The sequence below is a fragment of the Acinetobacter sp. MB5 genome, from assembly GCF_003261585.1.
In the GTDB taxonomy this organism is placed as follows: domain Bacteria; phylum Pseudomonadota; class Gammaproteobacteria; order Pseudomonadales; family Moraxellaceae; genus Acinetobacter.
The window spans coordinates 67,459-88,473 of sequence record NZ_POVU01000005.1; the positions used below are offsets into that span (position 1 = coordinate 67,459).

General features: G+C 41.6%; 8 protein-coding genes. 7 read left to right on the forward strand and 1 reads right to left on the reverse strand.

Translation table 11 applies throughout. The features are described from left to right. Window positions 1-17: 17 nt before the first annotated feature. From C1A47_RS08205 to C1A47_RS08230, 6 genes are all read left to right on the forward strand, one after another. Window positions 18-1,229 carry a hypothetical protein gene (locus tag C1A47_RS08205; protein WP_111894259.1) on the forward strand — a complete coding sequence of 404 codons (1,212 nt, stop codon included), beginning with the start codon at window positions 18-20 and terminating at the stop codon, window positions 1,227-1,229. Window positions 1,230-1,261: 32 nt separating this feature from the next. Continuing rightward, the gene (locus C1A47_RS08210; protein ID WP_111894262.1) at window positions 1,262-1,840 is read left to right on the forward strand and encodes a hypothetical protein; all 579 of its coding nucleotides are present in this window, start codon (window positions 1,262-1,264) and stop codon (window positions 1,838-1,840) included. Between the two features lie 4 nt (window positions 1,841-1,844). Continuing rightward, a complete protein-coding gene (locus C1A47_RS08215; protein WP_111894264.1) occupies window positions 1,845-4,901 on the forward strand; it encodes a hypothetical protein in 3,057 nt (1,018 codons plus the stop codon). Between the two features lie 15 nt (window positions 4,902-4,916). Next, window positions 4,917-6,461: a hypothetical protein gene (locus tag C1A47_RS08220; protein WP_111894266.1), complete on the forward strand. Its 1,545-nt coding sequence runs from the start codon at window positions 4,917-4,919 to the stop codon at window positions 6,459-6,461. Window positions 6,462-6,464: 3 nt separating this feature from the next. Next, window positions 6,465-8,978: a hypothetical protein gene (locus C1A47_RS08225; RefSeq protein ID WP_111894268.1), complete on the forward strand. Its 2,514-nt coding sequence runs from the start codon at window positions 6,465-6,467 to the stop codon at window positions 8,976-8,978. 71 nt (window positions 8,979-9,049) lie between these two features. Further along, the gene (locus C1A47_RS08230; RefSeq protein WP_111894270.1) at window positions 9,050-11,131 is read left to right on the forward strand and encodes a hypothetical protein; all 2,082 of its coding nucleotides are present in this window, start codon (window positions 9,050-9,052) and stop codon (window positions 11,129-11,131) included. A gap of 33 nt (window positions 11,132-11,164) precedes the next feature. On the opposite strand, the gene C1A47_RS08235 is transcribed toward C1A47_RS08230, so the two are convergent. Beyond that, complete coding sequence (locus C1A47_RS08235) at window positions 11,165-11,563, reverse strand: hypothetical protein (RefSeq protein WP_111894272.1); 399 nt, start codon at window positions 11,561-11,563, stop codon at window positions 11,165-11,167. A 123-nt stretch (window positions 11,564-11,686) separates the two neighbouring features. On the opposite strand from C1A47_RS08235, the gene C1A47_RS08240 reads away from it, so the two are divergent. Beyond that, window positions 11,687-21,004 (forward strand): PLxRFG domain-containing protein, encoded by a 9,318-nt coding sequence (locus tag C1A47_RS08240; protein ID WP_111894274.1) that lies wholly within the window; start codon window positions 11,687-11,689, stop codon window positions 21,002-21,004. Window positions 21,005-21,015: the final 11 nt, after the last annotated feature.

Below are 21,015 nucleotides of genomic sequence, written 5' to 3' on the forward strand. Positions count from 1 at the left end.
AGTAAAGGAGCGTTTTGATGGCGGAGAAATTGTTTCCACTGGCTGGTATGAACAATGTTCAGGACGATGATGCTTTAAAGCGTGGCGGTGATGCACCTGCATTGTTTGTGCGTGATGCCCTGAATGTTGATATCTCAGCAACAGGCAAATTGCACTTACGCAAAGGTGGAAAGCTTGTCACGCCGTTAAAATTTGAGTCTTTATGGCAAAGTCCATTACATCAAGATGTATTCGCTATTGTTGAGGGGGAGCTGGTTAAGGTGAACCCTCAGACATGGACTTTTGAGAATTTGGCCTACGTTGGTCAGAATGTTCGGTTTGAAGTGATCAATAACCTGGTCTATATCAACGGCTCAAGAGGTTTATTTTCTTATAATGGCTTTGCTGTCAGCCCTTTAACCATTGATACGCCAGCTTCGCCATTATTGCAGCAAGACGGCGGCAATGGTACGCTCAAAACAGGTCAATACGGTGTCGCTATCTCATGGCTTCGTAATGGTGTTGAGTCAGCAGTATCGGCAATGACTCATATCGAATTATCTGGCCAGAGCAATTATGACCAGACTAATGACTTGAGCATCAATGTGACTTTGCCATTTTGCCTTGATGATACCGTAACAGACGTTGCAATCTATGTGACACAACGCAATGGCGGTGAGTTATACAAGTTTGGGACTTATCCAGCATCAACCAACCAAGTCTCTATCCATGAAATTGGGCGATTAGGAAAAATGGCACAGTTTCAGCACTTGTCACCTATGCCAAGTGGCAAGTTTATGAAGTACTGGAATGGTCGTTTGATTACCGCAGATCGTAATGTAATCAAGTTTTCTGAACCGATGGCATATCACCTCTACGATGAGCGCCACGGCTATATGATGATGCCGCAGCGGATTACCTTCATCCAGCCTGTCGATGGTGGTATTTGGGTCGGGCAAACGGATCACGTTGTCTTTCTGACAGGATCTCAACCAAAGGATATGACCTATACCCGAAAATCAACTCAAGCACCGATTTACGATAGCTGTATGTTGGTGGATGCGGATTTGGTCGGGGATGATGTTTCCCAAAACTCAAATGCAGCTTTATGGCTGGCAGAGAATGGCTATGTATTAGGCACAGCAACAGGGCAATTGATTCAATATCAAACTGGCAAGCTTCAGGGAATTACCGCAAATTCGAGTAGGTCTGTAAGGCTAGGGCGAAGAATCATAACCACAGTAACCTAAGGGCAATTTTATTGCTTACTTAGGTTGCAAACATGAACAACGCACTACGCAAAGAACTTCAACGCTCTCTTGATCGAGAACAATACGATATCACCGAAGATGGCCTGTATTTCCCACGTCAAGGGGTAATCGCCAAGGGTAAATACTACGACCGCATCAATGATGGTGAATGGTCGTGTACTGATAACCTTGTGGTTTCTGAAGGTCTAACCCATATGCTGAGTGTTGCGTTAGGCAGCACCGCAAAACCAGCAGGGTATTACTTGGCGCTATTCAGTGGTGCAACAGCACCAGCAGCCAATTGGACGGCCGCAACTTTTCCTTCAGTAGCACAAGAAATCACGAGTTTAACCGAAGGCTATGCCGATGCTACTCGTCCAGTATGGACACCAGGCGCAGCTGCAAATGGTTCAATTAGCAATTCAGTAGCAGCATCGTTAACCATTACAACAGCAACAACTTTAAACGTCACAGGGCTGGCACTGCTCACCAATAGCACCCGTGGTGGAACAAGTGGGGTGCTCGTATCTGCAACTAAGTTTGCATCTGCTCGCTCATTCCAAAATGGCGATGTCTACCAGATCGGTTACGAGTTAGATCTCTCGGCTTAATGTTATGTATAGCCCAAGACCTTATGGACTATCGGTTAAAAATGGTGAATTAACTGCACAAGATAAAGTTTATATCGAGGCAGTTGTTCGCCGTTTCTTAAACTTTAAAGAAACGTCCAATCTAGCAAACTTGCGAAATTGTTATGATCTGCCCGATGGTGGCGGATTAATTGTGCAAGATATGGGAGGCGTACTTAGAGTCATCGCCGACAAGAATCCAATAAAAAATACACTTGCCGATGAGCCAAATAAGGAGGTGTATATCCCGATGCTGTTCTGTGGGAGCATTGATAACTCGCAGGTCAGCAATAATAAAGTCCAGCTAAAAATAAGCTCAGCAACTCAAAAAAGACTTGTTCACTACAATGATGATGCTGAATTACCACCTACACAAATTGAGCTTAGTCGCTTTAATATCAGGGCGAACAACTCAATTGTTCCTGAGTTTTATAAGTATTCAACCCAATATGAAGCACAACGGCCTACTTGGTACAGTGGCTCGATGGCTGAGGTTATGCAAATTGTTGGCGGCTATGGGAAACAGCCAGCCAAGGTGAATTTTAAAGATACAAGCTTTGAAAAGATCCAGATGCAATTTACGACCACTGTATTCAATGCAATGCAAAAGGAAATTGCCGGGACAATACTTCCTGGCTACACAGGCAAGCCAAACAAAGACGGAGAATTTCAATACGATTATAAATTTTCCAAGACACACGCAGTTGGTTTTAATGAGGATGGGGAACCGTGGTTATTACAGGTTTCTCAAGATGGCCTCTATGCTATGCCATTGCCTGTCATACCAGAAACGACCACCAAAACATTCAAGCGGTACATTACAGACAAGGATGATACCGAACTCAAAATGATTGTTGAAAAGTTTGGCGGAATGCCAAGTGGTGAGTCATTTCCAACAAACATGAATGAATTTGAGGCATGGCGCAAAGCAGGTGTCATTATAAAATTATGCGACATGCAATCGTTCTACGACAACGAAGAATATTCAGAGGCATGTGGCTGGTCATTTAATACCAATGCGTCCGAAGGGTTTAATACTTGTTATACCTATGACGCTGACAATCTAATGATCGGGCTGGCGTATAAGTTGATTATCACGCTTGGAAAGTCAATTTATACCAATGGGATAGCGACTAAAACTGAAATTCCAGCCGAGAATGCTGGGGCAGTTGATGCTTACCTGTCTCAAATTATCCCATTGCTGAATGATTACGATGAAAATAAGAGTAAAGCGATACGATTCAAGTTAAGAAGATCACCAGACCTTCTTATTGAGAGATCAGGTGGTGTGTTTTCTAACGATGAAATTTCCTATTGGGATGATCTTGAACTTGATCCAATAGCGGATAGCTCAGCAGTACTACGACAAGTTTCAGATGGCTACCTGATGTTTGACTCTAATAAGTCTTTGATTGGTGAGTGGCGAACTGAAATAAATAACATGGAAAACTATGGATTAGCATCTGAAATTAGTAATCCACAAGAATATATGAACTCGCTATATTCATGTATCTATAGTTATTTTAAGCGGTTAGGCAATACTTTTAACTATGATGCACAGACAAATAGTTCTGCCTATAACCTTGATACTTACATGGCGGATATTGAAAACCGCTATTTTCAGCCAATCATGAGATTTCCAAAGCTTGGATCTAACAACGAGTTTAGCTATTTTGAAATCCAGAAAGCCAGCTCGGATGAGAGTAAACAGAAGAATTGTGATACCACAATCTTCGGTTACTACGTGGGTGATAAATTAAAGCTGGTCAATTATTACTACAACTTTAAGCGTGAAAGCAAATATGTAGATTATTCAAAACTGGATATGTCTGAAATCAAATTTCCAGTTGGCTACAAGGATTACAACTCAGGCGAAAAAAGCTTATTTGCATTCAAGTATATTGATGAAAACCCATCTGCAATCTCAACAGAGGCGATAGAAAACACAGGAAACTCGCCACGTGGGTATTTCTATACATCGGACTTCGATAAGCGGTCTTATGATGAATACCATTGGAAATTGAGCTATAACCTTGCCGTCAAACGCGGGTCTACAAGTGAGAGCATATTGGATGGTCAATATATCAGCTCACTTGCTAAGAATGACTTAAAGCTGGTTTCAAATTTAGAAAAAAATATTTCATTTACAGTTCCTTATTTCTCAAGGAACAACCCATTCCTGAATACGGAAAAATACAGTGAGTTTAAATTCCTTATACAAGGAGGGCGTAACTATTACGAAAAATTAGATAAGAAATGGTATGTTGCCGCCTACGCAGATTCTCGCTTCCCAACCAGTATTGAATATGTGGGTGTCGGGATTCGGACTGATTATGGTTATTCATACGCAAGTGATGGCACTCGATTTGAATACGAAAAGTATCGATTAAGTACCAATTCATGGTTACTTGGCGATACCTACGATGCAAACACGTTTGGATCAAACTTATTGGGTATGCAGGTTTTTGATGATTTCGACAATCAGGATGAGGTCGTTAATTACATGAACCAGAATTATCCTGGTGCTTATGATTCAAATGCAAAGCAAAACCACTTTTTACAAGACTATCAACAAAGTACAGGGACATTTAAGACACAAAATCCAAATCTATTTAGATATTCATTGCCATCTGAGATGGTCAATTATGACTATGATGCTGATTTTTCTAAGTATGTTAGAGATTTCTTTAATGCCGAGGGTATTTATAACGAATCCAGCGTGAGCAATATTCCTACTGATAATTTCACCATAGCACCCGTTGGTAGTGCAGGCATATCTAAAGGGATTAAATACCCAAATGTAGAAAAAAGCACCCTTTATGGGACAGTGCTTGGTGATGCCATAGAGATCCGAGATTTAACGGATAGAGACACCTACTTTAGCAAAGACGCATACCTGAATTACACCCAATCTACTTTCGGCGAAAGACAATACGCAACGATTGGTTTGAGTGATGACGTTGCCGATGTTGTGGCTTATGGATCTACAAAATTTCGCTCAGATGGCGATGACGTATGTTTCATCGGCGTGATTAACGAATAATAGGGGAACAGCATATTGGACAATATTGACTTCAAGTTCTCAGAAATAGCGAGTACTTCTTTAACCTCAGACGATTCAATCAACTTTAATTTTAAAAGTGGCAATGAAGTCCTTGTCGATTTTAAATTTTCCGATACGGCAAATGCGTCTTTAACTTCGGACGATTTAATCAACTTCAATTTTAAGGGTGATATTGATGCAGATTTTCTTAATTTTAAATTTGAAAAAATAGCGGATACGCCTTTAACTTCTGACGATCTGATTAACTTTAATTTTAAAAATGATGATGATGGCTCTCTGAATTTTAAGTTTTCAGAGGTTGCAGATACGTCTCTAACTTCTAGTGATCCAATCAATTTTAACTTTAAACGCGATGACAATACCTCTCCAGCCAAGACTGATTTTGTTGTAGAGACAGCTTATGTTTCTGAAAGTATCACACACAGTATCTTTCAACGTATCGAAGATAGTTTCAAGATTAGTGATCATTTAAAGCAAACGATTAATCGTACTGAAGTCATTAAAGAGCAATGTGTGATTGCTGACCAAGTGACGCAAATGATTAATCTCGTTCATATCATTACCGAACGATGTGTTGCTGCGGATCGAGTAACACAGGTGGTTAATCGCTCACAGTTAGCCGTAGACAAATGTTCGATCAAAGACACGATTACCGACCATTTAAGTCGTTCTGATGTCATTGCAGATCATTTGACCGCTACTGATACCGTTACTGAACAGCTCCGCACAAGGACTGTTGATCGAGTACATGCTGCCGACCATGACAGAAGCTACAAGCAAGCAACTGTCTTAGTCAAAGAAAAGGCTCGCGTGACTGACAGAAGCATGCGTGTTTATGTTGATACAGTCACAGATGTCTTGCGAGTTTCAGATAGCTCGAATGCACGTGTACGAGCAACTGAGGCTATTCATGAGCATGTTGTGATTTTGGATAAGCTCCAATCATCAATCACCTTTTCGCAGCATATTACAGAAAAACTGATCATCCGTGATGCGGCCAAAGGGAGTTTAACGGCAAAACAGTATGTTCAAGACCATATCTTTATTGATGATCTCATCCTAAATCAACCAACGGCTGGCTATGCTTGGACTACCAATGCTGATACTTGGGCCATGAGTCGCTATGACAGTTATAACTATCAGGATTTAGCTGTCATTGATGGTGTACTTTATGGCTTGGGTGAAGATGGTGTGTATCGATTGGACGCTGATACGCCAGTACAAGGAAAGTTGACCACAGGCAAAATAGATCTAGGGCGTGGTCAATTGGTGCATCCTGTCGCAGCTTATCTTGAATATGAATTATCGGGTAGCTCAAAGCAGATCCAAGTCGGAGTTGGAACAACCCAATCGGGTGCCAAGCAGACGTATTTTTATCAACTACCTACAGAAACAGCAGACTATTTGACCAATGGGCGAGTGCTTTTTGGGCGTGGCTTACGTGGCCGTCATTTTAGTTTTGAAATCAATATTAGTGGTGAGCACGGTTATATCAATGACTTGAATATTGACCTTGCCGCAACGAAGCGGAGAGTGTAAGTCATGGCAGAAGACTACCAAAATGCGTATCAAGAGTCGATTACTCAAGTTCAGAATGGGATGGCTTATTTTGAAAAGTTGACGAATGGATTTACCGCAGAAGTATCGGAAGTATTAGCGCAATTAACCAATATTCAAGTTGAAGCTGTTGCTGATCCTCAAGATTTGCCTACGCCAAGTAGCAGCAACTTTACGCCGATGCCGAGCATTGCCATCCCTGATTTAGATGTCAATTTACCTACTGCACCAACGATCAATGTTGATATTCAAACGCCAACAGATATGGTTGCGCCAGCATTTAGCGGTTTGGATATTGATATTCCAGATGCACCGATCCTAACCAATGATCTCAGTACCCCAGCATTCTTAGATGTCAGCCAAGTCCAAGACATCAATACCACCATTAATTTACCAACATTACCAACTTTCGCCGTTGGCAATATTGATACTGGTAATCTTCCTGAGAAAGTAAATTTAGATAATTTACTGACATTGTTAGATTTAAGTGATCTTGATATACCCGATGCACCAGCATCACCAATTCTAAATTTACCAACTGCACCAAACTTAACGCAGTTTGATTTACCAGCTCGGCCAGTGATTAACGATGATGTCGTGATTCCTGATGCACCATCGCTAGTACTTCCTGACATGGACGTATTAGAAAAAATCAACTTGCCAACATTTCAGTATGAGGAAGTGCCTATTTTTGATGGTGTTGCACCTGTATTTAATGTGACGATGCCTGATAATTTAGATGTGATTCTGGCAGACACCAAAAGCATAGTCAGTCAGGACTACTACAAGGCAAATGTGGACAGCGCCATTAAGCCGCTAGTCCTTGAAATTCGCCAGTGGTTGGATGGTTCGCACGTTGGTTTAGGTTTACCGCAAGCGGTCGAGGATGCATTATTTAACCGAGCGCGTGAGCGTGACAATGCGGAAACGGAAAAGGCAGTTCAGGAAATTACCGAAACATGGGCTAGTCGTGGCTTTTCATTGCCACAGGGTGCATTAGATAAGCAGATCGCCGTTGTCCGTGAACAAGGTCGCCTGAAAGCGGCTGAATTGAATCGTGACATCATGATTCAGTCATTTGATAAGCAGCTTGAACATATCCGCTTCCTGACTGAACAGGGCATTGCACTTGAGAAGATGAAGCAGGATCTTTGGCTGGCTTATGTTGGCAATGTGATGCAGTTGGCCAAGTTTCAGGTTGATAGCAAGATCAGTATTTTGAATGCTCAGATCAGCTTATTCAATGCACAGAATACGGCGTTTGAGTCATTGGTCAATGTCTATAAAACCAAGATCGAGGGGACAATCTCCAAAATTACGGCGTATAAGACCATGCTCGATGCACAGTCGGTTGTTGGTCAAATTAACCAGCAGAAAGTTGATTTGTTTAAGGCAAAAATTGAGGCCGTGCAATCCAATGTTGAGATTTATAAGGCATTAGTGCAAGGGCAAACAGCCAAAGCAGCTTTAATCCAATCCAAGTTTGATGTCTATAAAACCGAAGTTCAGGCGTATTCTGAACAGATGAATGCTGAAAAACTCAAGATCGAGGCATACGATTCCCAAGTTAAGGCGGAAGCGACCAAGGCTGGAATGTATGACACCTTGGCACGTATGTATGCTTCAACCGTTGAAGGCATTTCAACCAAAGCCAACATTAAGAGTAAACAAGCAGATCTGCACATGGAAGCCGCAAGAATTCGGCTTTCTGAGTATCAGGCGAATATCGAAGCCTACAAAGCTGACATCGATGCAAAAATGAGTGCTGCACAGAACCAAACGTCAGTATTTAATGCACAGGTTGAAGCATTCAAGGCAAAAGCCAGTGTGGAAACGACAAAGCTCAGCACTCAGGCCAACGTGATTGAATCCTCATCACGTACCAAAATTGCTTATGCCGATGCACAGGCCAAATATGCAGAGATGCGTATGCGTGTAGGTATTGCCAATACAGATGCGCTGGCGCGTTTTGCAGATATGAAATCGCGTACAGCAATTGCTATATCAGAAGCACATCAACATTATGCAGATCTGGCGTTACGCACAACCATTGCCAATGCAGATGTCTATAACAAGTATATCGACATGAAGATGCGGACCAATATTGCCAATGCAGATATGCAAGCACGTTATGCGGATATGAATGCCAGGACAAATATTGCGTATGCTGAAACGCATGCTCGATATGTGGACATGAATTTGCGTACGCAAATTGCCAATGCTGAAACACAGGCACGGTATATGGATATGAACGTCCGTACCAATATTGCATACGCAGAAATGATGCTAAAAGAGTACGAGGCCAAAATGCAGAATGCCATTCAAAAAGCGCAGCTGGCGATTGAAGCAGTGAAAGCAACAGGTCAGGTGCATGCACAACTTGCATCTGGTGCAATGTCAGCGATGCACGTTTCAGCCAGTATTAGCGGTTCGGGATCTGTCAACGAGAGTACAAGCACTAGCACAAGTACGAGCACAAGCTACAGCTATAGTTACTAATCCCTGTAAGGCTGGAGAAAAAGGCTCAAAAACTAAACCATACGTGATATTGCAATTTTTGGTGATAACACATGTATGGTTTAAAACGCTCTAAACAAGATGGATCTGGGGTGATTAAAGGTGCTGGAACTGGCACCTCAGACGATATTCAAAAAAATGTCCCTGCTGGTACTTACATCATGCCAGCAGATTCCACTCAAAAACTAGGTGCCAGGAAGATCAAAAATCTTGGCCAACCTTCTGTTCCTGTCAATGTATCGAATGGTGAGTATGAACTACCACCCGAACAAGTGCATGCTGTGGGTGTGCAAGCACTCAATCAAATGAAAGATGCAACACATACCGATGTACCAGACCAACAAGGCTTTGGTTTAAAACAAGGGGGAAGATATGCTTCTCAACAGGGTAATGATCTTCCGCTTGGCTTAAATCCTGAAGCATTAGCAAATTATCAAAATAGCTCTAATGTAAAGATCGGGAAAAGTGGTAAGCCTGAGCTATTCTTTGCGAATGGCGGTGATGTTCCATCCAGCCCATATCCATCTGCAGATGATATTCGCCGTGCTCAACAGAATCGTTTAGGTGGCCCTCAAATGCGTGATGTCACGCCAATTGAGCGACAACTGCCAGCATCAAATACAACTACACCATCGAATGGTAATGTTAAATTCCCTCAATTTAATACACCAACTACAGGGCAGATGCTTAAAAGTACAGCCATAAATAGCGCTAAAGGCTTGGTTAAAGGAAATGTTTATCTAGGGGCGGCATCTGCATTATTTGCCAATGCAGCAACGCCGAGTGAGCAGTATCGAGAACGGTTTGGCTTGGGTGATCAGTCACCAGAAGATTTAGGTACAGTGAAAGGTTTTGCTAAGGACTTTGGTGTACGTGCTTTGGGATATGCATCAGATCTAGGCAATGCGCTTACATATGGTCAGGCAGGTCGCTTTTACGCAGATAAACAACGTATTGCTCAAGAAGCAAAAGCAGCTCAACCAGCATTTAATCAGCAACAGAACAACAATTCAAAAACCATAGATAATCCATTTGGTGATAAATCAGCACAACAGGCAGCAGCACAGCAAGCGGCAGCTAAAAAGGCAGCAGCAGCTAAAACACCTGCTACCAATAATATTTTTAATTTAGGTCATGATCAGCCGCAAAACCAGCAAAGCACTCAGTCAAATCCTTATGCGATTCAGCAAAAAGGGAATAGCTTTAGCTATAGTAATCCTGCGGCGGCTGCCCAAGCCCATGCAGCAGGCATTCCTGAATTGCAAAACTCTGGGTTCGGAATGCGGAGAACAAGTGATCCACGTGGCGTGGCTAACTTACTTGCCAATACTCGTGAAATGGGTCCAAATGATCAACAAGTCCAAAATGCAATTGCACAACGTGAAGCCTCAACTGGTAATGGTGGTGGATTTGGTGCACGTGTTTATAGTTTGGGAGATAGTGGCCAAGCAGCAGATACGTTGCAAAAGAGAATTGATGCAGTGAGTCAACCATTACCAGGATCAAGGGGATTGACGGCAAGTCAGCGTAACCAGATTGTAGAGTTGCAAAATGGGTTTGATAATCGTGCAAACGATGTCTATAAGACCGATGCAAATAACGCAGCAGCACTACAGCGTGAAGCAATGGGTCAAGCTGGTGCTAACTATCGTGCAGACCTGCAAGAAGGAGGACAAAATAATCGCTACTTTGCTGGTCTTGCCCAAGATACCCAAAAATTCAATGCAACAAATGATTTGGCAAATCGTCAGTTTGGATTGGAGCAAAGCCGTTATGCACCAGAGATCATGAAACAACGTGCTGAGTTAAATGCTTTACAGCGTTATGATCAAGCAAAAACTCCAGAGGAACGACAAGCGGCTGAGGCAGCATTAGCCACTCTGCGTGGTCAGGTGAAGACTGGATCAAGTAAAGATGATTATGTTCTTATGGGTGGTGGGCAGCGGTGGGATGAAAAAGCAGGAACAATGGTTAATCTACCACAGCAATTATTTAATACTAAGACGCAGCAGTTTGTTAATTCGCCAACAGCAGCATCAAGTAGCTTACCAAGTGGGATGACGCGTCAGGTAGGTACAAGTAATGGCAAGCCTGTCTATGAAGATGCAAAGGGTAATCGATTTATTGGAAATTAATAGGGATAGCCACTTTCGGGTGGCTATTTATTATTATTTTTCACCATCTAATTTTTCATAAAAAGGTTTTAACTCTGGTGCAAAAGGGTTTCCGTTGCACATTTCACCTTCATACGATGGTTTTTCATATAAACATGAGCAAGCAATATTTATATTAATTATGGCGTTTTGATTGATTGTATGTTTGTTTTTTGCAATGACACATTCATCTCTATTTTTAAAATTAGCACCGAACCCTAGACCGCTTCCTTTTTTAATTTCATTGTATCGGTCTGGGAATTTTGTACTGCACTGTCTATGTACGGAAGATCTAACAGATTCATTGCTTACATCTGGCATGTTTTTCAAGATACATCCAGCAAAGTTATTAGGTTCTTTTTGAGTGCAACCAGCAATAGCAATAATGCTTAATAGGCATAAAAAAATTCGCACTGTAATCCTCGTATTTGTAATTTTTAGAACACACCCAGCAATCCTAAAATGTCTATCCCCCTCTAAGGTTCGATCTTTTTTAGACCTTTATTCATGCTATGCACATACCAATAGGAGTGCATCATGTCGGAATCTACCCTAAAACCATTTACAGGTAAACTTGACGAAAATACTGATACGAAACAACAGCCAACATTACAACCATTTACAGGTGCGCTAGATGGTGAAAAAAAGGGTTTTCTAGGACAGGCTAAAGATCTTGGAGTATCACTTGTACCTCAAGGGCTTGCAGGTGTTGCTGAGCTAGGCGTTGGCTTATCTAATATAATGTCCGATGGTGCAACAGGAAAGATTTTACAAGATAAAGGAGTTTATAACGCCAAAGCAGTACGAGACGAACTCAACACATGGCATACAGATCAGTATCAGGAACAATTAAAGCAAAAAGCCAACATCCCAAAACAAGAAATTAAAGAGGGTGATAGTCTATCAACACAAGCAGGTAAGTTATTTAATAACACTAAAGAGTATTTAAAATTCTACAAAGATAACCCTGCAATGATTGCGAATACTGCCGCAGAGTCTATTGCTCCAATGATTGCGGGTGGTTTACTGGGTCGAGCTACAGGGATTGCTAATCCTGTAGTTGCTGGCGCGGTTGGTGAAGGTCTATCAATGACAGGTAGCCAAGCTGAGCAGATCCGCCAAAATACAGTTGATGGACGTTTAACAGCAGATCAAAGCTTGGCTTCTGTGGGGACTGGTGCATTAGGCAGTTTATTTAGCTTGGCTGGTGGTCGAGTTGCCCAAAAATTAGGTATTGGTGATGCTAATACTCTTTTGGCAGGTGGACGTGCTGGAGCAGCCGATATTGCAAATGAAATTGCAAGTATGCCAGCCAAATCAGTGCCTCGTAAGGTTATTGAAGGTGCATTGCATGAGGGTTTATTAGAAGAATTACCGCAGTCGGTATCTGAACAGATCCTACAAAACCTTGCTTTAAGTAAACCATGGAGTGATGGCATTGAAGATGCCGCAGTCATGGGTACATTGGCTGGTATGGCAATGGGTGCTGCGGCTGGCCCTATGCATGGTGGACATGGTAATAATCAGAGTTCTAATTCAGTTGAACAAGATAACCTTCAACAAAACCAAAATATTAATGCTCCCCAGCTTGGTATGCGAGATCAAGCGATTGATGGTGAGTATATCCCACGCCAGGATATGTCATCACAAGATCCTCAGCAGCACACAACCTACACTTATGATCAACAATCCACCGATGCAGAAAATCTATTAGGAAATAATAATTCTAATTTTGGTGCACCAGATGATCTTGCTGGTTCAAATCCTTCAGATATTCCGCCTAATGGGCCAAATACACCAATTGCGCCAAATGGTTCATATTTTGATGCACCACAAAAACCATCGGAGCAAATGGGCATTGATCCCAATAACGGCCCAATGTCATCGGCAGCAGCTTTAGCGGTAGATTCAGGTGCTTCATCAGTACTACAAGCAGGTCTTGCACAAGAACAGCAAACACAAAGTCAAACCGTTGCACCGCTTAGTGATGCAGTGCCAAGTGATTATCGTCAATTAATGGAGTCTCAGAATAATAGACAATCCTTTGGGACAGGCTTTGAAAATGCAGCATTACAGCAAGGAAATACGCAAGCTGACAATGCAAGCAAATCACGTCCTCAACAAAGTGAATCTACTACTCCAACCTCAGTAAAACCGACATTCACCAGCAATCAGGCCGTTGGTTCGGTTGGCTATGCTCAAGATGTTGCGAAACAGGCCGTTCAACAATACCAGGGCGATAAATCTACCTTAGAAGAATCTAAATCATCTTTAACAGGCAAAGGACCTGCAACAGATCTTCTCTACTACAAAAACTCGCCTTCATTTAGCGATGTTCAGGTTGAACCCAATGCTTCAGGTGATAAGGCAATTGTAAAGCTCACCAGCGCAAAAACAGGCCGCATTGAACAGCGTGAATATCCAAGTTCATTGATTGATTTTAATAATTTCTTAGAAGGAACAAACAATAATGCCTCAAAAACCGAGCAAGACAATCTACAAAATGGCAATACAGAAACTCAAGCTGCAAGTGAAAGCCCAACAGCTTTGGATAATGCTCACCAATCTACTGATCAAGTTATTGGTCAGGAAGTACATGATCCTCAAGATCAAATAACAGCATTAGAAAATCAGCTTTCTAATGAAAAAAATGTTGTTCAGAAAACCAAGCTGCGTAAGCAAATTAATGAATTGAAAGCAAATGTAGCTGCATCTGCTGCGAAGAATTTAGAAGTTTCAGCTCATACAGCAGCAACCAGTCCTGAGAACAATTTGCCTGAGCCGACACAGGCACAAAAGGAAGCTGGAAATTACAAGAAAGGGCATGTTCAGTTTCACGGCCTAGACATTTCGGTTGAGAACCCACGTGGATCTGATCGTACAGGGCAACGTCCAGACGGTACAGAATGGCGGCATACCATGACTGACCACTATGGCTATATTAAAAAGACCATGGGGGCGGATGGTGATCATGTCGATAGCTATATTGGCCCTGATCTTGAATCACAGCATGTTTATATCGTAGACCAGGTTGATCAGAAAACTGGAAAGTTTGATGAGCATAAAGTCATGCTTGGTTTTAATGATCAGGATACGGCAACCAAAGCGTATCAGGCGAATTTCGATAAAGGTTGGAATGTTGGCCACATTCGTGCAATGACCATGAATGGCTTTAAACAGTGGCTTAAAGAGGGTGATACCACAAAACCTTCAGCAGAATTTGACGATAAAACCGAAACAGTCACAACAGCCGCAGGGCGAGATTTACAGGTACGCCCAAAAGTTGTTGAAGCATCGGATCTGATTGCATCTAATACATCAACAGGCACGGTCAACGAGGCTTACCCTCAAGAATTACAACCGCGTGACCGCACACGCCTAGCATCACTGCATCAAATCAATTCGATTGCCAATGATTTAAAACCCAATCTATTAGGGAAAAGTCCAAGCGCATCTCATGGTGCACCAATTGTATCGAGCGACAATATTGTTGAAAGCGGTAACGGTCGTACATTGGCAATTGCCCAAGCGTATGCTCAAGGCAAGGCGGAGCATTATCGTAACTGGTTGAAATCAGAAGGCCATGACATTACAGGCATGAAGCATCCTGTATTGGTCCGTGAGCGTATGACACCGATGTCGATGCAAGATCGTATGGACTTTACCAAAGAAGCAAATACGTCCAATACATTGAATTTGAGCGCAACAGAGCAAGCCCAAACCGATGCAGCAAAACTAAACGATGTGATTTTGAGTCAATATCAGGGTGGTGATTTAACGCTTTCAAAGAATTTAGGTTTTGTTCGCCAATTCATGTCTCAAGTGATTGGCCATACTGAAGCTGGCAATATGATCCTGGATGATGGCTCATTATCCCAAAATGGGGTGCGCCGTATTCAAGGTGCTTTGTTGTATAAAGCCTACAGTGATGAAAGCCTACTGCATGAAATTTTAGAAAATACCGATAGCGATATTAAAGCGATTGGTAATGCTTTGCTCGATGTCTCAGGGGATTGGGCATTGATGCGCGAACAATCTGAAAATGGCACGATTTCGCGCCGTATAGATGTCACAGCCAACTTGGTTGAGGCGGTGCAACTGGTACGTCATGCACGTGCGACTGGTACACATATTTCGGAAGTGATCGAGCAGGGTGATATTTTTGAGGGCGAGATTGATCCAGTCACTCAGGATTTTATCCGCCTGTTTTTCCGTGGTGAAAACTACAACCGTGCCAGTGGTCGAGATTCTGTTGCGAGCGCATTGAAATACTATGTTAATTTAGCGACAGAAACCAAAGCTGGTGAAAATATTTTTGGTGAACCTGAACTTACAGGGCAAGAACTAATCCGAGGCGTAAATGAAAAACTCTCAAACCAAGAAAAAAGCAAGCAGCAACAAAACCTCTTTACAGGCGAGAGAGCTAATGACTCAAATGTTGGAAAGAACGGCACAACAGGAGAAGGACAAAGAACTGGCCAATCAAATGAAAGTTCGTCGAATCAGCCAAAAACAATAAAAGAAAGTATTGAGCAAATTCATGCAGAAAAGATTCGTCAAAAAACCATAAGTGATTTACATAGCGGTGTTTACGGTAAGGCATCTATAGCAGATTTGGAAAATTCACTTAAACTTTTAAATAAACAAATCCAAAAAGCCCATAAACAAAGTGAAAATGAAGTTATTAATGGTAAACGAAGTACTCGAAAAGCTGTTTCATCAGGTGCTTTAGATCGGTTCTTAAAAAATCGTGTTGATTTAGAAACTTATATCAAAGCAAGAAAGTCGGGTGAAGTAGAGCAAAGAACGTCAGTCATTGAAAAATTTAGTCGTGAGAGATTGAAACCTGATCAAGAGCGCAAAGGTGTTTCATCACTGGATACGATTTTTGGAACTCTCTCTGCTACTACTGCTATTCAGCGTGTTCTTGCGATTCTTAATCATCTCAAATTGTCCGCTACACAAGATACGTCTCTGAATGGGCGAATTACTGTTGGAACTGCTGGAATTAAAGGGGGCTTTAATATTCAAGTCATTTCTAGCTTTGATGGACTTCCAACGAAAATACAACAAGATGCAACTTACCAAGATGAAAATGGTGATACCAAAAATTATGATGTAAGTGGTGTTTGGCATAATGGCACACTCTATGTGGTCGCCGATCAGGTATATGGAGATAGTGACAAGCAGCTTACTACATTTGATGCTTATGAGGAATTATTAGCACATGAAATCATTGGGCATTTGGGTGTTCAGCAGATCTTTGGTCAAGAATATAAGACCAAGTTACAGCAGCTCTATAATGCACTTGGTGGTTTAGAGGGTATCCGCAAAATTGCTAAGGAAAATAATGTGGATATGCAGCAGTTTGAGGGTGCATATATCCAACCGTATACTCAAGCAGCCCAAGATGGCATTTATACTCAATCAGATGTGCAGCAAGCACTGGTAGGGGAGTTATTTGCATTCATTGCACAGAATGCTGAAAAAAAACCACTGATTCGACAGAAATTAAAAGAAGTTGTGGGTTATCTTCGCCAGTGGTTGCGTAATCACGGCTTTGAAAAACTATTATCTCGCTATAATGATGCTGATTTAATGATGTTTTTGGCTGAAGCACGTAAAGCGGTTGTTGACCAAAAGTACTTTGGAAAATATAAAGATCGAGACATTTCTAAGAATAATGGTGATGAATTATTCAGCCGTGGTCAATCAGAAACACGTACTACCACTTCGGTAGAACAAATTCGAGATAAGCTTTCTTCACGATTTGGCGAAGCCATTATTTCAAAATTGGAACAAGATAGTAAGCTAAATATTCTTGAAACCTATGATCAGCAAGGGATTGAAGGTTTTTATCAGAATGGCAAAGTCACTTTAATTGCAGACGCATTGACCGATGACAGCATCATCCCGACATTTCTGCATGAGCTTGGCGGTCATGGCGGTTTCCAGAACATGATGAACCAGGAACAATATTCAAACTTGATGAAGCAGTTTGATGAGATGGTTCGCCGTGGCCATCCTGTTTTTACCGAGGCTAAGCGATTGGCTGAGCGTGAATCAGATCTAGAAACCCAAAAGCTTGAATATCTACCTTACTTGTTATCACTGGCCAGCCACATGCAGCTTAGGAATGTTATTCAAAAAGGTGCTTTGAAATCATTTATTGGTAACTTGATCTCAAATGTAAAAGCTTGGCTATTTGATCGTCTTGGTATGAATATCAACTTGAATCAAGATGATATTTTGGCACTGGCTGAGCGTATGATTAACAAATCTGCTAACCATACCGACCAACAAGCTATCAGTTTTAGTGAGCAAGATAAGCCAGTCTTTACAGATGCTTTTACAATTTCTGAGGCTGAACAGCAACGTGTGGCCAAAGAGATTGATCGATTGGCTGAGTCCATTCAAAGTTACCCAAAACCTGTACAGATGAAAATGCCGCCTGTATTGCTTGCCTTAAATGGTATTCGTGATGGTTTAAATATCCAGAATTTACCTTTGGAGCTAGATAAACAGACTTTACGCAAAATTACAGGGCAGGTTGATGGTAAAAAAGATGTCAGTCATCAATTGACTATAGATCAGATTAAACAGCTTCCTAATGAGTTCACAGATCCATTAGCAGTATTACATTCTGACAAAAAGGATGGCTTGATTATTCTAACCTCAATGAAAGATAGTGCAGGTAATCCAGTAATTTCAGCCATTCATTTAAGTAAGAATAAGGGACGATATACCATTAATGAGCTTGCAACAGCTTTTGGAAAGGAGAATTTTAAGACTTGGCTAAACAAACAATTAGATAATCTTGTTTACTATAGAAATAAAAAAAGCCAAGGCTTTGTACGACAGTCCCAACTTCAGAAACAAAAAGATGTTTCGTTGGGTGTGGTTCACAAAGACTCAGCTTCAATTGAAGATTCTGCAAATTCTACGCTTCCCTCGCTCCAATTGCGAGGAGTAGTAGATAGCAAATCTTCTAATCAAAGTGTACTTAGCCCTGATGCTGTTGTCAATTTCTTCGAAAAATCAAAAGCTGAGAATGACAAGCTATATAGCCGTAATTCTAATTATGGTGACATTGCTGATCGAATTTCTAAGGGCTTACAGAATTTACCTAAAACAGGGGATTGGATTCAGAATAAAAGTGTGGATTGGTTGAAAATTGGATTAGGCTTTTTAAGTCGCAGGCATTTAACTGAAATTTATCACAAAATATTACCACAGTTGACCAAGTATAATAATTTAGCTGCTCAAATGGATGCAGATAAAAATGATATTGCTGCTGAGGCGGATAATATTGCGCGTGAATGGTCTAAATTAAAGGATGAAGAAGCTTTAGCAAATGTCATGCATGATGCAACTCTTGCTCAGATTGACCCAGCCAAACCTTACCAACAGGGCGATGATAAGATGAAGTATCAGCGTCTTTTGCATGCATATAATAATCTGTCACCTGAAGCTCGGGCGATGTATGTCAAAGTCCGTAATGCTTACAGTAGTCATTATTTAAAAGTTCGAGAAGCAATTCGAGAGCGGATTTTACGGTCTGCTTTAAGTAGTGAAAAGAAAACAGATCTATTGAAAAAAATAGAAGGCTCCTTTGGACAAATCAAAGGTGTGTACTTTCCGTTAGCACGTTTTGGTCGATATATGGTTGTCGTCCGCAACTCAAATGGTGGAGTTGAAAGTGTTAGTCGGGCTGAAACCAAGGGCGAAGCTGAAACTTTACGTGCTGAACTTGTAGAAAAATACCCACAGTTTAAAGTTGATAAAGTAAAGCTGGATAAAGAGTTTAATGCCTCTCACGATGGGGTTAGTCGTGGATTTATGTCTAGTCTGTTTGATGAAGTTGGTCATTTAGGCTTAGATGCAGATGCTCAAGCTGAGTTTAAAGATACCTTAAGTCAATTATATTTATCTTCCATGCCTGATCTATCTTGGGCAAAGCATGGAATTCACCGCAAGGGGACTGCGGGATTCAGTCAAGATGCTCGCCGTGCATTTGCTCAGAATATGGTGAGTGGTGCGAACTATCTTGCCAAATTGAGGTATAGCGACCAATTGGCAGAACAGCTTGATGAAATGCAGAAATATGCCGATGAGAAATTTGAAAAAGATTCAGAGTATGACCAGCGATCTGCTCAAAGCGTTCTGGATGAAATGAAAAAACGCCATGAAAACTTAATGAATCCTAAAGGACACCCATTATCTAGTTTGCTTACGAGTGTTGGCTTTATGTATTACATGGGCTTATCTCCTGCAGCCGCGATTGTAAACGTGTCACAGACTGCATTAGTTGCCTATCCAATGATGGGTGCGAAGTGGGGATTTGATCGAGCAGGAAAGGAATTATTAAAGGCATCAAAAGATTTTGCGAAAGGTATTGAATTTAAAGCGCCTAAATTTTCAAATTTAGAAGATTTTAAAAATACTGTAGGAAGCATTTATAACCCAGATATTGCCAAGGCGTTAAGTAATGATGAGTTAAAGGCTTATGATGAAGCTGTAAAACGTGGCGTTATTGATGTTACACAGGCTCATGACTTAGCAGGTATTGCCCAAGGGGAGGATAGTAAAGTGATGTGGTATTTCCGACCTGCCATGCGTTTGGCTAGCGGAATGTTTCACCATACTGAACGCTTTAACCGTGAAGTAACTTTTATCGCAGCATATCGTCTAGCCAGTCAAGCTGGATCTAGTCACGCTGAGGCATTTGATCAAGCTGTAGATACAGTTTATCGAGGACATTTTGATTATTCATCAGGGAATAGAGCACGGTTTATGCAGAGCAATGTAGCCAAAGTGGTTTTACTGTTCAAGCAATATGCTCAAAATATGTTGTATACCTTGTTGCGAAATGCCCATCAAGCTATTTATGCCCTTGATCCCAAAGAACAAAAAGAAGCACGCCGTGCTTTAGGTGGGATGTTGGCTATGCATGCTTTAGCTGCTGGTGCTTTAGGTTTACCAATAACAGGAATGCTGGGTGCCGCATCCCTTTTGATTGCTAAGAAAAGCAAACTAGGTGCTGCTGCATTCGGGGTTGCAGCACTGGCGGCATTGGCAGGCGGTGGTGGTGACGATGATCCATACGAATTGCAAAATGTGATTCGAAATTGGTTGGCAGACATTAACCCGATGCTTGCCGATGCCGTTTTTGGCGGATTACCTCGGGCATTTTCTCCTGTTGATCTATCTGGGCGTGTTGGGTTGAATAATTTAATCTTCCCTGATGTACAGGATGGACTTGAAGGTGCTGATTGGTCGAATGCATACACTGCAGCATTGCTTGGACCTGTCGCTGGCATTGGTACAAATATAGCAAAAGGAATGCAGCAGATTGGGGATGGGAATTTGGGGCGTGGCATTGAAACAATACTACCCGTTGCTTTAAAGAATGGAATGAAGGCTTATCGATTTGGGAATGAGGGTGTTCTCACTAAGGATAAACAAGTGATACAAGAGGATGTGAGTGGTGTTGGCGTTGCTGCACAAGCTATTGGTTTCTCTCCTTCAGATGTTCGGACATCTATGGAAGGTCGTTCAGCAATTTATCAATATAAAACTAAACTCAAGAATCATCGTAGTGATTTGATGCGTAAGTGGGTTTTAGCAAGAAAAGATGATGACAGTAATGCTATGGATAAGGTTTGGGCAGAAATTTTACGCTTCAATGAAAATGTGAATGAGAAAAATCCTGGTATGCGTATTACTCGTTTAAATTTGATCCAGAGTTATAAGACCAGTCAGAGAAAAGATAAAAGTACTGGTGATGGTGGTGTTTATCTAACCAAACGTGAACAAGGTGCTGAGGAACAAGGGCAATTTGCTTTTAGTCAGTAGCTAAATAAAGC

Coding starts and splice junctions, on each gene's coding strand:
- C1A47_RS08205 (WP_111894259.1), top strand. CDS start 18: ATGGCGGAGAAATTGTTTCCACTGGCTGGTATGAACAATGTTCAGGAC.
- C1A47_RS08210 (WP_111894262.1), top strand. CDS start 1,262: ATGAACAACGCACTACGCAAAGAACTTCAACGCTCTCTTGATCGAGAA.
- C1A47_RS08215 (WP_111894264.1), top strand. CDS start 1,845: ATGTATAGCCCAAGACCTTATGGACTATCGGTTAAAAATGGTGAATTA.
- C1A47_RS08225 (WP_111894268.1), top strand. CDS start 6,465: ATGGCAGAAGACTACCAAAATGCGTATCAAGAGTCGATTACTCAAGTT.
- C1A47_RS08230 (WP_111894270.1), top strand. CDS start 9,050: ATGTATGGTTTAAAACGCTCTAAACAAGATGGATCTGGGGTGATTAAA.
- C1A47_RS08240 (WP_111894274.1), top strand. CDS start 11,687: ATGTCGGAATCTACCCTAAAACCATTTACAGGTAAACTTGACGAAAAT.